The following is a 13415-nucleotide window of genomic DNA, read 5'->3' as shown; positions in this document are numbered from 1 at the left end:
GTTTTTTGAGCTTAGTTCAATTTTTCTTTAGCAATTTGAACTGCATCATAGAACGTTTTTAATTGCTCTTGAGGAATTTTCTTAAGCAATTGGTTGAAAACAAGTAATTCAGTAGAGCTGAATCCAAGACCTTTAGCGATTTTAGAATCAATTACAACGTTTCCTTTTTTGTCTAGAACAAGTGCATCACCAGCAAGATCAGCAATTCTGATCACTGATTTGAAAAGCTTTTCGAATTTAGTTGCTTCTTCTTTAGTAAGACCAAGTTCAACAGCTTTTTCTGCATCAAAAACTAATTTTCCTTTTTCGTTTTTAGTGATGCTTTCACTGAAAACGATTGTAAGAACAGCTGCGCGATCTAAGAATTTCTCAGCAGTCGCTGCTTCTTCTTCAGTAAGACCGAGCTCAACAGCTTTTTTCACATCAAATGTGTAGTTGTTGTCTTCCTCAACAAATGAATTGATGAGAATGCTGATAACACGCTCGTTTTTCTCCAATAAATCTTTAATAATTTGTTGCTGCTCAAAAGGAATCCCTTTGAAAGTTGCAGCACTTGCTTGCCCAGGAGCTACTGTTGTGAAAGTAAAAATGATAGCTAAAGCGAAAAATACAACAGAGCTGAGCGATTTGCTCAAAAACTTCTTCATGCTTCTTTTCTCTCCCTTTTCTGTTAAATTTTGTTGCAAGAACAGCATACCATGAGAAACTTTGTGGAAGAATAGGAAAAATGTAACTTTGTGTTTGTTTTTGGAGAACTATAAAAGTTCTTGTCGAAAAATGGAAGAGTTCAGATTGCTTATATTTGCCAACTCTATATGAAGTTTTTAGTTGAATCACTAGGGTTACATAGGTGGTTAGTCTTGTTTTTACCCAAAATAAAAGCCTTCTACATGTAAAATGTAAAAGGCTTTTCATAAATTTTATGATTGTACGTTTAATTTTCGTTTTAATGTAAATCCTGTACCCATGAAAATCATGGCAAACACAATACTTAAGCATGTTCCCAGTATGCTTTTTTCTGCAACAGACACTCCAATAAACGCCATACTGACGACGGCAAGTAATGCACATAATAATAGAAGCCATTTGATTTGTTTCATTTGTCTCCATCCCTTTTTTTAGAGTTAATATAAGTTTACAGAAAAACGATCGGCATTTAAAGGGGATTGTGATATAATATGAAAGTTATCTAATTATTTTAGGAGATGAAAATGTGAAACTTCGAAAAGACCTTCGCAACATCGCAATTATTGCCCACGTTGACCATGGTAAAACGACGCTTGTTGACCAATTGCTCCATCAAGCTGGTACTTTCCGTGCGAATGAAAATATCGCTGAGAGAGCCATGGATTCAAATGATTTAGAGCGAGAGCGCGGTATTACGATCTTAGCTAAAAATACTGCGATCCATTATAAAGATACACGCATTAATATTTTAGATACACCAGGACACGCCGATTTCGGTGGTGAAGTTGAGCGTATCATGAAAATGGTAGATGGTGTACTTCTCGTTGTGGATGCATATGAAGGTTGTATGCCTCAAACACGATTCGTGCTAAAAAAAGCACTTGAGCAAAACTTAACACCAATTGTTGTTGTCAATAAAATTGACCGTGACTTTGCTCGTCCAGCTGAAGTAGTCGATGAAGTCATTGACTTGTTCATTGAATTGGATGCAACAGAAGAACAGCTTGAATTCCCAGTTGTATATGCATCAGCAATCAATGGTACAGCAAGTAACGATGCTAGTAAGCAAGATGAAAACATGGAATCGTTGTTTGAAGCGATTGTCAACCATATCCCATGCCCAGTCGACAACCATGAAGAACCGCTTCAATTCCAAGTGGCGCTACTTGATTACAATGATTATGTTGGAAGAATTGGAATTGGCCGTGTATTTAGAGGAACGATGCAAGTAGGACAGCAAGTTGCTCTAATGAAAGTGGATGGCAGTGTAAAACAATTCCGCGTGACGAAGATTTTTGGTTTCCAAGGGTTAAAACGAGTGGAAATCAATGAAGCGAAAGCTGGAGATCTTGTCGCAGTATCTGGTATGGAAGACATCAACGTAGGAGAAACAGTCTGCCCGGTAGAACACCAAGAGGCTTTGCCGATCCTTCGTATTGATGAGCCGACACTTCAAATGACATTTGTTGTCAATAACAGCCCATTTGCAGGCCGTGAAGGAAAGTACGTGACATCACGTAAAATTGAAGAGCGTTTAGAACAGCAGCTTCAAACAGACGTAAGTCTTCGTGTAGATCCAACGGATTCACCTGATGCTTGGGTCGTATCAGGACGCGGTGAGCTTCACTTATCAATTCTGATTGAGAATATGAGACGTGAAGGATTTGAACTGCAAGTATCGAAGCCAGAAGTTATTGTAAAAGAAGTAGATGGTGTTCGATGTGAGCCTGTAGAGCGTGTTCAAATTGATGTACCTGAAGAGCATACTGGCTCTGTTATGGAATCAATGGGTGCAAGAAAAGGTGAAATGATTGACATGATCAATAATGGTAACGGTCAAGTTCGCCTGATCTTTACAGTTCCATCACGTGGTTTAATCGGATATACAACTGAATTTCTTTCATTAACTCGTGGTTTTGGTATTTTGAACCATACGTTTGACAGCTACCAGCCGATGCAGTCTGGTCAAGTTGGCGGACGCCGTCAAGGTGTACTTGTTTCAATGGAAACAGGTAAAGCAACTGCTTACGGAATCCAAGGCGTTGAAGAGCGCGGTGTGATTTTCGTTGAGCCGGGTGTTGAAGTATACCAAGGAATGATTGTTGGTGAGCATAACCGTGAAAACGATCTTGTTGTCAACGTAAGCCGTATGAAACAACAAACAAACGTACGTTCAGCGACAAAAGATCAAACGGTTAGTATGAAAAAGCCACGTATTATGTCACTTGAGGAATCTCTTGAGTACTTAAATGAAGACGAATACTGTGAGGTTACACCGGAATCGATCCGTTTAAGAAAGAAAATTTTAGATAAAAACGAACGTGAGAAAGCTGCGAAGAAGAAAAAGCTAGCAGGATTATCTTAATTCCATGAAGAATTAAAAAGATAGAACCCTGAAAGATAAGGGGAGGGAATCTTTTTGAATGATCAGGAAGTAAGTGAGAATCTATCCTTTTTCGCGATGCTGTTTCGTGTCGATGAAAATCCGCAAACAGGGATGTGGCTCCTATATGGCACCATCCTTGTTTTAGCGATTATTGTTTTTAAACTCGGCTTTGCTAGACGTTTACCGATTTTAAAAGCACTTGTCATTTATTTGTTTTTGATTTTTGGTTGCACGTTTCTCACATTTCTAGGTATCTTCTTGCCAGTCGCAGAAGGCCTGGTTGTGGCAGCTGTCATTTTGATTATTTATAAAATACGACTGCATCGTGCGAAAAAAGAAGGAACAGTAAGTACGTAAAAAAGACCTGAACTTGTGTCAGGTCTTTTTTATGTCTTCTGTTCTTTTTTTCCTTTTTTCTTCTTTTTCTCTTTCGTCGCAGGATCTTGATAAAGAGAGAATCTGCCAGTTTTGATGCGTGCCTCTGTCTTTACTTTAATTCTTTCTTGGCAGTCATCGCACATATATGTATGAATCGGTCGATTTCTTAACCGTTTAGCAACAAGTGTATCATCATTAATGGTTTCAAGCTTTTCACATAATGAGCACTTCACTCTCATCATTTTCACCTCACTTTGGTCATGCCTTCATTATAGCATGTTTTTTGAACCACTTAAAATCAGCATAAAAAAGGCTTATATCACAATAGATATAAGCCGTTCTCATTATTTCTTCTGATTCATATGATGGTTTGATTGATCGTTTTGGTTTTTTTCTAATTGCTTTTGATCTTGTTGTTTGAGCTGATGATTCGGATCATTCGTCGGATCTGTTTCGTTACGGTCGATTTCATTTCGAGGCATTTCTGGCATAACACGGCCCACAATAGCTGCTAATTCGTCCATAATTCCGCTTACTGGCCTGCCAGCTTGTATTTCTTTGCCCATTTCCTTTAAACGACTCACTGTATCTGGATCAGCGACGACAACAGCATTCGCACCTTCTGGGTCATTTTTTAGTGCTTTGGCGACTGAATATTTAATGGTTTCAACTTTGCTTCTATCTAAATCATCTTTTACATCAATGCCGACGACAGCATACTTGCCGATGACGATCGCTGTTGCATCATTTACATCTGCTACATGCTCAGTCACATTCACTAGGTGCTTTGCTACATCTGTTGATGGGCGGGCTTTGTCAGTGTTTTTCTTGGATGAGTCTGATACTCTTACTAAATGCTTGTTTCCGTCTTGATGTTCTTGTGCCAAAGGCTTCTCTTGATGCTGGCAAGCGCCTAATAAAAGAATGGTTTGAACCATGAATATCGTCAAAAATAGTCGCATGTGTATTCCCTCCTTCACAAATTGCATGATTTATTTTATTGTTGAATTAACCTTCTAACTTTATTCATGAAAACATATATTTTAACAATCGTTTTTGGAAAGACAAGGATGAATGAAACCCCGATCAGGAGGCGAAGGACCTGAGTAAAATTTATGTATTAGACACAAATGTGTTATTACAGGATCCGAATTCAATCTTTTCATTTGAAGACAACGAGGTCGTGATTCCGGCCGTAGTGTTAGAAGAAGTAGACTCGAAGAAGAGATATATGGACGAGGTTGGGCAAAATGCACGGCGTGTCTCACGTTTAATCGACGGGTTGAGATCGAAAGGGAAACTGCATGAAAAAATTACGCTGGAGTCAAAAGGAACGCTGCGTATTGAGCTGAATCATCGCTCTTTCCATGAGCTTCAAGAAATTTTCATCGAAAAAACAAACGATAACCGGATTTTGGCTGTTGCGAAGAATTTGAGCCTAGAGGAAGAAACAAAACCGGATGGCCGGCCTGTTATTTTGGTCAGCAAAGATGTCCTAGTGCGAGTAAAGGCGGATGCCATTGGTCTGCAAGCAGAGGATTTCTTAAGCGATCGAGTGCTACAAAATGAAGACATTGATAACGGCTATCACGAGCTCTATATTCCGACTGAGCAGCTGAATACATTTTATAAGCAAAATCAGTTACCGATAAAAGACGTTACCCAAACGCCATTAAACCCTCATCAATTTGTTATTATGAAGGGAAATGAGGGTGGTTCTGCTTTGGGGATGCTTGATCAAAAAGCAGAGCATGTGAAACGGCTTATTTATGACCAAGAACATATTTGGGGAATTCGCCCAAAAAATGTCCAGCAAACGATGGCGCTTGAGTTACTTTTACGCCGCGATATTCCGCTTGTGACACTTATCGGAAAAGCGGGAACAGGAAAGACACTGCTTGCACTTGCTGCTGGATTAATGCAGACAGAGGACCTCGGCATGTTTAAAAAGCTCATCGTGGCCCGCTCCATTGTTCCTGTCGGTAAGGACTTAGGGTATTTGCCAGGCGAAAAAGAAGAGAAGCTCAGACCGTGGATGCAGCCGATCTATGACAACCTAGAATTTTTATTTAACACAAAAAAACCTGGTGAACTCGATGCGATACTAGCGGGCATCGGTTCAATTCAAGTGGAAGCTTTAACGTATATTCGCGGGAGAAGTATCCCTGATCAATTTATCATTATCGATGAGGCGCAAAATTTAACAAAACACGAAGTAAAAACATTATTAACGCGGGTTGGTGAGGGAAGTAAAATTGTGCTGATGGGAGACCCAGAGCAGATTGATCACCCTTATTTAGACAGCTTAAATAATGGGCTCACATATGTCATTGAGCGTTTCAAAGGGCAGCAAATATCTGGACATGTCAAGCTTGTCAAAGGAGAAAGGTCTGGACTTGCACAGCTTGCAGCTGATTTATTATAGTCCAGACCCGCCATCTTATGTAATGATTAACTCTTTGACGCCTTTAATCGGCTGAGTGATGTTGGACTGATCCTCGAAATAAACGTGGATTGGTCCTTCTTCTGTTATAGGTTTTCCATTTTGGCTGAAATGGGCAATGCTATCCATCGCCTTAGAGAGCGGAACAGCAATTGTTTCTGTTTCTGTGACAAATTCACACGTCTCTGCTTGTTCGAGCGGTTCTGCATTTTTTATCATGTCGCCAAGTTTCATCCCGAAGCTGCCTGTGACAAGTCTTTCTTTTTCGTACTTTTTCTCTGTTTTTAATGTGGGTGGAAGTGTTTGACCTTCTCTTATGACCCGCTCTTGATCAAGCTCCTGATCTAGCTGCTGCTCTTCGTTTGCTGCACTTTTCTCAAAAAATGAATCCATTAAAAATTTACGGTCATCAAAAATCCATACACTCGGATCAATGGTGATCTTGTATTGTACGTTCCCCTTGATTTGAATAATGCTCATGTTCAAGACAACCCCTTTCCAACATAAATTATAGAAGTTTTCGCCCGCTTTGTCACTTTCATAAACATGCACCTCCTTGTACAAACTACGATTAGACGAAAAATAGGGAGGATTTTGGGCATGGCATGTCGTGACAATGAAGAGCTTCAGCGATTTGTAGAAGAGGCAAAAAAGGTGGCCAAAAATGGAAAGGTAGCATCCTATATTCCGGCACTCGGTAAAGCGGATCAATCGGATTTATCTGTCGCTGTTTATCATGTGAGTAATACGTGCCACTCAGCAGGAAATGTTGATAAACGATTCACCCTGCAAAGTATTTCAAAAGTATTAGCACTGGCGCTCGTGCTCTCAGAAGAAGGACCGAAAAAAGTGTTTCAATATGTTGGACAAGAACCGACTGGCGACCCGTTTAATTCGATGATTAAACTAGAGACAGCAAGCCCAAATAAGCCGCTTAACCCAATGATTAATGCAGGAGCGCTTGCCGTTACAAGTTTAATAAGAGGGGCAACGCCGCAAGATCAGCTGAACCGGCTGCTTGGTTTTATTAGAGAGCTTGCCAATGACACCACCATTACATATTGCAAAGAAACCGCTGCATCCGAATTTGAAACATCAATGATTAACCGCGCAATGTGCTATTATATGAAGCAATATCATATCATTAAAGGGAATGTAGAAGAGGTGATGGATGTCTATACGAAGCAGTGCGCCGTCATGATGAACAGCCTGGATTTGGCGAAGATCGCGTGTGTTTTTTCATTAGATGGCAGGCATCCAGAGACAGGAAAGCAAATCCTTTCGAAAGATGTCGCTAGAATTTGTAAAACGTTTATGGTCACATGCGGTATGTACAATGCGAGCGGGGAATTTGCGATCAATATCGGAATCCCTGCTAAAAGTGGTGTTTCAGGCGGAATTATGGGGGCGGCGCCATACGACTTTGGGATAGGTATATTCGGGCCTGCTTTGGATGAAAAAGGGAATAGTATTGCGGGTATTAAGCTGCTTGAGCTCATGAGTGAAAAATATGAGATGAGTATCTTTTAATAACGAATGGCTTCTTTTTATTTTTACAGAGCGAACTGTACAAATCTGCTTGCAATTTTGGGCGTTTCGCTTTATGATAAATAGAAGAATTAGGTACTCGCCTGGGGAACGGAGGGATACTTTTGGCGTCAGAAATTTTAGTCGATCATCGGCAAAAAGCACTGGCTTTATTAAAATTGGATGCAGATAAAATTTTAAAATTGATCCAAGTGCAAATGGACAACTTAACGATGCCGCAATGTCCTCTTTATGAAGAGGTTTTAGATACTCAAATGTTCGGATTATCGAGAGAAATTGATTTCGCTGTCCGGCTTGGATTAGTTGATCAACATGAAGGCAAAAAACTACTCGATAAACTTGAGAGAGAACTATCCGCACTTCATGATGCGTTCACAAAAAAATAATGATTGAAAACTCAAACTTCCACAACATAAGTTTGAGTTTTTTTGTCCGCCTTTTTATTTTGATTGATGCCAAACGGACTTGATTGTCTCATGAAAGACGAACAATATAAAGAGGTAAAACGGGATCAAACGGAGAAAATGTAGTAGAATAAGAACAGCTAAGAGAAGAGAATATCAAGCAGTAGAAATAGACGTTAGGAAGAGGATTATATGTTAAAGAGAATGCTAAAATCGTATGACTACTCATTATTGTTCGCCATTATATTAATTAGCGCATTCGGCTTGGTGATGGTGTATAGCTCAAGTATGATTACATCTGTGATCAGATATGATGCTGCGCCAGATAATTTTTTCAAGAAACAGCTTTTATTTATGATTGTCGGGGCGGTCATCTTGATTTTTACAGCCCTCATTCCGTATCAGCTGCTCTTAAATAAAAGATTCCAAATTGTGATGCTTTTGCTATCTGTGTTTTCTCTCATTTATGTGTACTTTGGCGGTCACATTGCAGGGAATGCTAGAAGTTGGATCAAATTTGGGCCTTTTAGTCTTCAGCCAGCGGAATTCGTGAAGATCGTTGTCATCATTTATCTTGCTGCTGTCTATGCAAAGAAGCAGCATTATATTGACCATATTTTAAGAGGGGTTACACCTCCAATTGTGGTTGTCTCCATCCTATGCGGATTTATTATTTTGCAGCCAGACTATGGGACAGCTTTTATCATTGGTATGATTGCCCTTGCGATGATTTTATGCTCAGGGTTTAGCGGTAAAACGCTGGCCAAGCTGCTCGCTTTATTTAGTGCGGTGATGGTTGTTGTGACACCGTTTATTATTCTTTTTTGGGATAAAATTTTCACGCAGAATCGTCTTGGACGTTTTGAGAGTTTCCAAGATCCATTTAAAGACGCAGGCGCTTCTGGGCATCAATTGATTAATTCATATTATGCGATTGGATCAGGCGGCTTTTTTGGTCTTGGTCTTGGAGAGAGTGTACAAAAGTATGGATACCTTCCAGAACCGCATACAGATTTTATCATGGCAATTATCTCGGAAGAGCTTGGTTTTTTCGGTGTATTTTTTGTCCTTGCTCTCCTTGGCTTTATTGTCGTGAAAGGTTTTTACATTGCGAGAAAGTGTGAAGATCCGTTTGGAAGTTTGCTTGCAATAGGAATTTCTTCAATGATTGCCATCCAAACGTGTATTAATTTGGGCGGTGTTTCAGGGCTCATTCCGATCACTGGGGTTACACTTCCGTTTATCAGCTACGGGGGATCCTCTATCATTTTACTGAGTGGATGTATGGGAATATTGCTGAATATCAGCATGTTCACTGAATATAAAGAGCGTTATAAAAAGAAAAAATCAATCAGCAAACCATCGATTCAAAAAAATGGATTGCAGAAAACTTTGAATCTTTAGAAAACAAAAGTGTACAGTTTTCATTTCTTCCTTTATTATAGAGTACATATAAAATTTTAAGGGATATGGAGGAGTGAGAATGTCACAGAGAACAATTCAAAAGGTTCTAGTTGCAAACAGAGGGGAAATCGCTATCAGAGTCTTTAGGGCCTGTACGGAGCTCAACTTACGTACAGTGGCCATTTACTCCAAAGAAGACTCGGGCTCTTATCATCGCTATAAAGCCGATGAAGCATATCTAGTTGGAGAAGGTAAAAAGCCGATTGATGCCTACCTTGATATCGAGGGGATCATCGAAATTGCAAAACGAAATGACGTGGATGCGATTCATCCAGGATACGGATTTTTATCTGAAAACATTCATTTTGCAAGACGATGCGAAGAGGAAGGCATCCAATTCATCGGCCCAACTTCTCAACATTTAGATATGTTTGGAGATAAAGTAAAAGCGAGAGATGAAGCGAAAAAAGCTGGAATTCCAGTCATTCCAGGAAGTGACGGGCCAGTTGATTCGGTCAAAGAAGTCGAAAAATTCGGTGAAGAATATGGTTACCCGTTTATTATTAAAGCTTCACTTGGAGGCGGCGGCCGAGGTATGCGGATTGTCAGATCAAAAGAGGAGCTGAACGAAGCCTATGACCGTGCAAAGTCAGAGGCGAAAGCGGCTTTTGGAAATGACGAAGTATACGTTGAAAAGCTGATTGAAAATCCGAAACATATTGAAGTGCAGGTGATTGGAGACAATCACGGCAATATCATTCATTTATATGAGCGTGACTGCTCTGTTCAAAGGCGTCATCAAAAAGTCATTGAGGTTGCACCAAGTGTGTCTCTTTCTAATCAATTGCGTGAAGACATCTGTGAAGCGGCTGTTCAGCTGGCGCAGAATGTATCGTATATCAATGCAGGGACTGTAGAATTCCTAGTGGCAAATGGGGAGTTTTATTTTATTGAAGTCAATCCTAGGGTCCAAGTGGAACACACGATCACAGAAATGATCACAGGTGTCGATATCGTCCAAACCCAAATTCTTGTCGCAAAAGGACATGACCTTCACAGCAAAGAAGTCGGGATACCAAAACAAGAAGATATCTTTACACATGGATTTGCCATTCAATCAAGGGTCACAACAGAAGATCCTTTGAATGACTTCATGCCAGATACAGGAAAAATCATGGCTTACCGTTCAGGCGGTGGTTTTGGTGTACGTCTTGATACAGGGAACAGCTTCCAAGGTGCGGTGATTACACCTTATTACGATTCACTGTTGGTCAAGCTGTCTACTTGGGCACTTACATTTGATCAAGCTGCGGCTAAAATGGTCCGAAATTTACAAGAATTCAGGATTCGCGGCATTAAAACAAATATCCCGTTTCTTGAAAACGTCGCAAAGCACGAGAAGTTTCTAAGAGGGGAATATGATACATCGTTTATTGATTCAACACCTGAGCTATTTAACTTCCCTAAGCAAAAAGACCGTGGAACGAAAATGCTTACTTATATTGGTAACGTTACCATTAATGGGTTCCCTGGTATTTCGGAAAATAAGAAGCCTCATTTTGATAAACCAAATGTGCCGAAACTTGCTGTCCATGAAACGATTCCTTCTGGAACAAAACAATTGTTAGACAAGCATGGACCTGAGGGGCTCGCCAATTGGGTGAAAGAGCAAAGCGGTGTACTTTTAACGGATACAACCTTTAGAGACGCACATCAATCCCTGCTTGCAACACGCTTTAGAACACACGACTTAAAGAAAGTTGCGCAGCCAACAGCAGGTTTATGGCCAGAGTTATTCAGTATGGAAATGTGGGGCGGCGCTACATTTGATGTGGCATATCGTTTCTTGAAAGAAGATCCTTGGGAAAGATTGAAAGAGCTTCGTCAAGAAGTGCCAAACACTTTGTTCCAAATGCTATTAAGATCATCAAACGCTGTCGGATATACAAACTATGCGGATAATGTGATTAAAGCATTTGTAAAGGAATCGGCAGAGGCAGGCATTGACGTCTTCCGTATTTTTGACAGCCTAAACTGGGTCAAAGGCATGACGCTTGCCATTGATTCTGTTCGTGAATCAGGCAAAGTGGCAGAGGCAGCGATTTGTTATACAGGTGATATTCTTGATCCATCACGTCCGAAATATGATTTGAAATATTATGTCTCTCTTGCGAAGGAGCTTGAATCCGCAGGCGCTCATATTTTAGGCATTAAAGATATGGCGGGATTATTAAAACCGCAGGCGGCTTATGAACTTGTATCTGCTCTAAAAGACGAGCTCACGATTCCAATCCATCTTCATACACACGATACGAGTGGAAATGGACTCTTCACCTATGCAAGAGCGATTGATGCAGGTGTTGATATTGTTGATGTTGCAGTCAGCTCTATGGCGGGGCTCACATCACAACCAAGTGCGAGCTCATTATATTATGCTTTAGACGGACATGAAAGAAAGCCCGAAATGAATGTTCAAGCGGTTGAACGTCTTTCTCAATATTGGGATTCCGTCAGAAAATATTACCATGAGTTTGAAAGCGGAATGAATTCACCGCATACAGAAATTTATGAGCATGAAATGCCTGGCGGTCAGTATAGTAACCTGCAGCAGCAGGCGAAAGGTGTCGGCCTTGGCGAACGCTGGAATGAAGTAAAAGAAATGTACAGACGTGTAAATGACATGTTTGGTGACATTGTGAAAGTGACACCGTCTTCTAAAGTGGTCGGAGATATGGCACTTTATATGGTGCAAAACGATCTGACAGAAGAGGATGTTTATGAAAAAGGAGCAACACTGGATTTCCCAGATTCGGTTGTTGAATTGTTTAAAGGCTATTTAGGACAGCCTCATGGCGGATTCCCAGAAAAGCTGCAAAAGCTGATTTTAAAAGGGGAGGAGCCGCTTACTGTCAGACCGGGTGAGAAACTGAAGCCTGTGGATTTTGAAGAGATCAAAAAGCAGTTCAAAGAATCACATGATCTGACGTTGACAGAACAAGATGCCATTGCATATGCTTTATACCCGAAAGTCTTTTCTGAATTTGTTCAAACAGCAGAAAGCTATGGAGATATCTCTGTTCTTGACACACCTACCTTCTTCTACGGCATGAGACTTGGTGAAGAAATTGAGGTAGAAATTGAAAAAGGGAAAACCCTCATTGTCAAACTCGTGTCCATTGGAGAACCGAATCCGGACGCTACAAGAGTGCTTTACTTTGAACTGAATGGACAGCCGCGTGAAGTGGTCATTAAGGATGAAAGCATCAAATCCTCCGTTCAAGAAAAAATGAAGGCAGATCGCTCAAATCCAAATCACATTGCGGCATCGATGCCAGGCACTGTGATCAAAGTACTTGTTGAAAAAGGACAGAAAATTTCTCAAGGTGAGCATTTGATGATCAATGAAGCGATGAAAATGGAAACGACGGTACAAGCACCGTTCTCAGCAGTCGTGGATGAAATTCATGTCACGAATGGAGAAGGGATTCAAACTGGAGATCTGTTGATTGTCTTAAAGCCTGAATAATGAGTGAGACACATCCATTTGGATGTGTCTCAGACCGTAGACAAACCCCACCTTTACATCAAGTAAAAGTGGGGTTTTCACATTTTTTGATAAAAACATTATGTGTTTTACGCTGGACATGGCTCTTTCCATGTCCAGTTTGCTAGCTTTTTAAGATTCATGGCAGCGAAAGTAAGCATCGCCTGCATTGAAACTTTTTTGAGTCCTCGAAGTTTCGTCCAACGCATACCATGCTTTTCTTTTGCATCCGCAAAAACGCGTTCTATTGTTTCTTTCCGTTTTGCATAGATGTCCTTATTCATTTCAGTGAGTCTCAGATGATCTGCTTTGTCTAGGTAGTCCTGCCAAATATGTCGGTGAATCTGTTTGGTGTGATTTTGACTTTGTGTACAGTTATCTAGAAACGAGCAGGATTTACATACCTCTGAATCGGACGCATATTGCTTATATCCCTCTCTAGTCGTTGTACGATAAGAAAGAATTTGCCCGTTTGGGCAAATGTAACAATCAAAATGTGCGTCATATACGTATTCATTCTTTTTCAAGTAACCAGCTTTTGTTCTTGGACGAGTGTAAGGCATGACAGGTCTTATTTCTTGATCCATTAAAAACTTAGCGATGTAAGGTGTTTTATATCCT

13 protein-coding genes are annotated in these 13415 nt (G+C 40.4%); 7 read left to right on the top strand and 6 right to left on the bottom strand.

The genetic code is table 11. The features are described from left to right. Positions 1-11 precede the first annotated feature (11 nt). Both ASG46_RS13175 and ASG46_RS13170 read right to left on the bottom strand, forming a co-directional pair. Entirely contained in the window at positions 12-647 is a 636-nt protein-coding gene (locus tag ASG46_RS13175) for a hypothetical protein (RefSeq protein ID WP_017359387.1), read from the bottom strand. A 273-nt stretch (positions 648-920) separates the two neighbouring features. Next, a complete protein-coding gene (locus tag ASG46_RS13170; RefSeq protein ID WP_008345070.1) occupies positions 921-1100 on the bottom strand; it encodes a DUF5325 family protein in 180 nt (59 codons plus the stop codon). A gap of 113 nt (positions 1101-1213) precedes the next feature. Here ASG46_RS13170 and typA point away from each other — a divergent pair, with 113 nt between their 5' ends. Both typA and ASG46_RS13160 read left to right on the top strand, forming a co-directional pair. Next, positions 1214-3052 (top strand): translational GTPase TypA, encoded by a 1839-nt coding sequence (gene typA, locus ASG46_RS13165; RefSeq protein WP_008345068.1) that lies wholly within the window; start codon positions 1214-1216, stop codon positions 3050-3052. Positions 3053-3148: 96 nt separating this feature from the next. Beyond that, complete coding sequence (locus ASG46_RS13160; RefSeq protein WP_045034298.1) at positions 3149-3430, top strand: YlaH-like family protein; 282 nt, start codon at positions 3149-3151, stop codon at positions 3428-3430. A gap of 29 nt (positions 3431-3459) precedes the next feature. Here ASG46_RS13160 and ASG46_RS13155 read toward each other — a convergent pair whose 3' ends face one another. Both ASG46_RS13155 and ASG46_RS13150 read right to left on the bottom strand, forming a co-directional pair. After that, positions 3460-3690, bottom strand: coding sequence for a YlaI family protein (locus ASG46_RS13155; RefSeq protein WP_008345063.1), 231 nt, complete (start codon positions 3688-3690; stop codon positions 3460-3462). 105 nt (positions 3691-3795) lie between these two features. After that, positions 3796-4413: a YhcN/YlaJ family sporulation lipoprotein gene (locus tag ASG46_RS13150; RefSeq protein WP_041507353.1), complete on the bottom strand. Its 618-nt coding sequence runs from the start codon at positions 4411-4413 to the stop codon at positions 3796-3798. A 140-nt stretch (positions 4414-4553) separates the two neighbouring features. Between ASG46_RS13150 and ASG46_RS13145 the strand changes: the two genes are divergently transcribed. Continuing rightward, complete coding sequence (locus tag ASG46_RS13145; RefSeq protein WP_025207279.1) at positions 4554-5876, top strand: PhoH family protein; 1323 nt, start codon at positions 4554-4556, stop codon at positions 5874-5876. A gap of 15 nt (positions 5877-5891) precedes the next feature. Here ASG46_RS13145 and ASG46_RS13140 read toward each other — a convergent pair whose 3' ends face one another. Continuing rightward, positions 5892-6374, bottom strand: a complete 483-nt coding sequence (locus tag ASG46_RS13140; RefSeq protein WP_008345056.1) for a hypothetical protein — start codon at positions 6372-6374, stop codon at positions 5892-5894. Positions 6375-6494: 120 nt separating this feature from the next. Between ASG46_RS13140 and glsA the strand changes: the two genes are divergently transcribed. The 4 genes from glsA to pyc all read left to right on the top strand — a co-directional run bounded on the left by glsA (position 6495) and on the right by pyc (position 12776). After that, positions 6495-7424: a glutaminase A gene (gene glsA / locus ASG46_RS13135; RefSeq protein ID WP_035392166.1), complete on the top strand. Its 930-nt coding sequence runs from the start codon at positions 6495-6497 to the stop codon at positions 7422-7424. A gap of 122 nt (positions 7425-7546) precedes the next feature. Continuing rightward, positions 7547-7828: a YlaN family protein gene (locus ASG46_RS13130; protein WP_003212509.1), complete on the top strand. Its 282-nt coding sequence runs from the start codon at positions 7547-7549 to the stop codon at positions 7826-7828. A 210-nt stretch (positions 7829-8038) separates the two neighbouring features. Beyond that, positions 8039-9250: a putative lipid II flippase FtsW gene (ftsW, locus tag ASG46_RS13125; protein ID WP_008345051.1), complete on the top strand. Its 1212-nt coding sequence runs from the start codon at positions 8039-8041 to the stop codon at positions 9248-9250. Between the two features lie 79 nt (positions 9251-9329). Continuing rightward, positions 9330-12776, top strand: a complete 3447-nt coding sequence (gene pyc, locus ASG46_RS13120) for a pyruvate carboxylase (protein ID WP_056704799.1) — start codon at positions 9330-9332, stop codon at positions 12774-12776. A gap of 107 nt (positions 12777-12883) precedes the next feature. Here pyc and ASG46_RS13115 read toward each other — a convergent pair. Next, on the bottom strand, positions 12884-13415 hold a 532-nt coding region (locus ASG46_RS13115), incomplete at its 5' end, for a transposase (RefSeq protein WP_200939623.1).

Origin of the sequence: Bacillus sp. Leaf49 (assembly GCF_001426125.1) — a bacterium.
GTDB classification, from domain to species: Bacteria; Bacillota; Bacilli; order Bacillales; family Bacillaceae; genus Bacillus; species Bacillus altitudinis.
The sequence above is the reverse complement of the archived record's forward strand: the minus strand, read 5'-3'. Positions and strand labels throughout refer to the sequence as shown.

Excerpts from the sequence above, each read along its gene's own strand:
- ASG46_RS13175 (WP_017359387.1), bottom strand. The coding sequence starts at position 647 with ATGAAGAAGTTTTTGAGCAAATCGCTCAGCTCTGTTGTATTTTTCGCT.
- ASG46_RS13170 (WP_008345070.1), bottom strand. The coding sequence starts at position 1,100 with ATGAAACAAATCAAATGGCTTCTATTATTATGTGCATTACTTGCCGTC.
- ASG46_RS13160 (WP_045034298.1), top strand. The coding sequence starts at position 3,149 with ATGCTGTTTCGTGTCGATGAAAATCCGCAAACAGGGATGTGGCTCCTA.
- ASG46_RS13155 (WP_008345063.1), bottom strand. The coding sequence starts at position 3,690 with ATGAGAGTGAAGTGCTCATTATGTGAAAAGCTTGAAACCATTAATGAT.
- ASG46_RS13150 (WP_041507353.1), bottom strand. The coding sequence starts at position 4,413 with ATGCGACTATTTTTGACGATATTCATGGTTCAAACCATTCTTTTATTA.
- ASG46_RS13140 (WP_008345056.1), bottom strand. The coding sequence starts at position 6,374 with ATGAGCATTATTCAAATCAAGGGGAACGTACAATACAAGATCACCATT.
- glsA (WP_035392166.1), top strand. The coding sequence starts at position 6,495 with ATGGCATGTCGTGACAATGAAGAGCTTCAGCGATTTGTAGAAGAGGCA.
- ftsW (WP_008345051.1), top strand. The coding sequence starts at position 8,039 with ATGTTAAAGAGAATGCTAAAATCGTATGACTACTCATTATTGTTCGCC.
- pyc (WP_056704799.1), top strand. The coding sequence starts at position 9,330 with ATGTCACAGAGAACAATTCAAAAGGTTCTAGTTGCAAACAGAGGGGAA.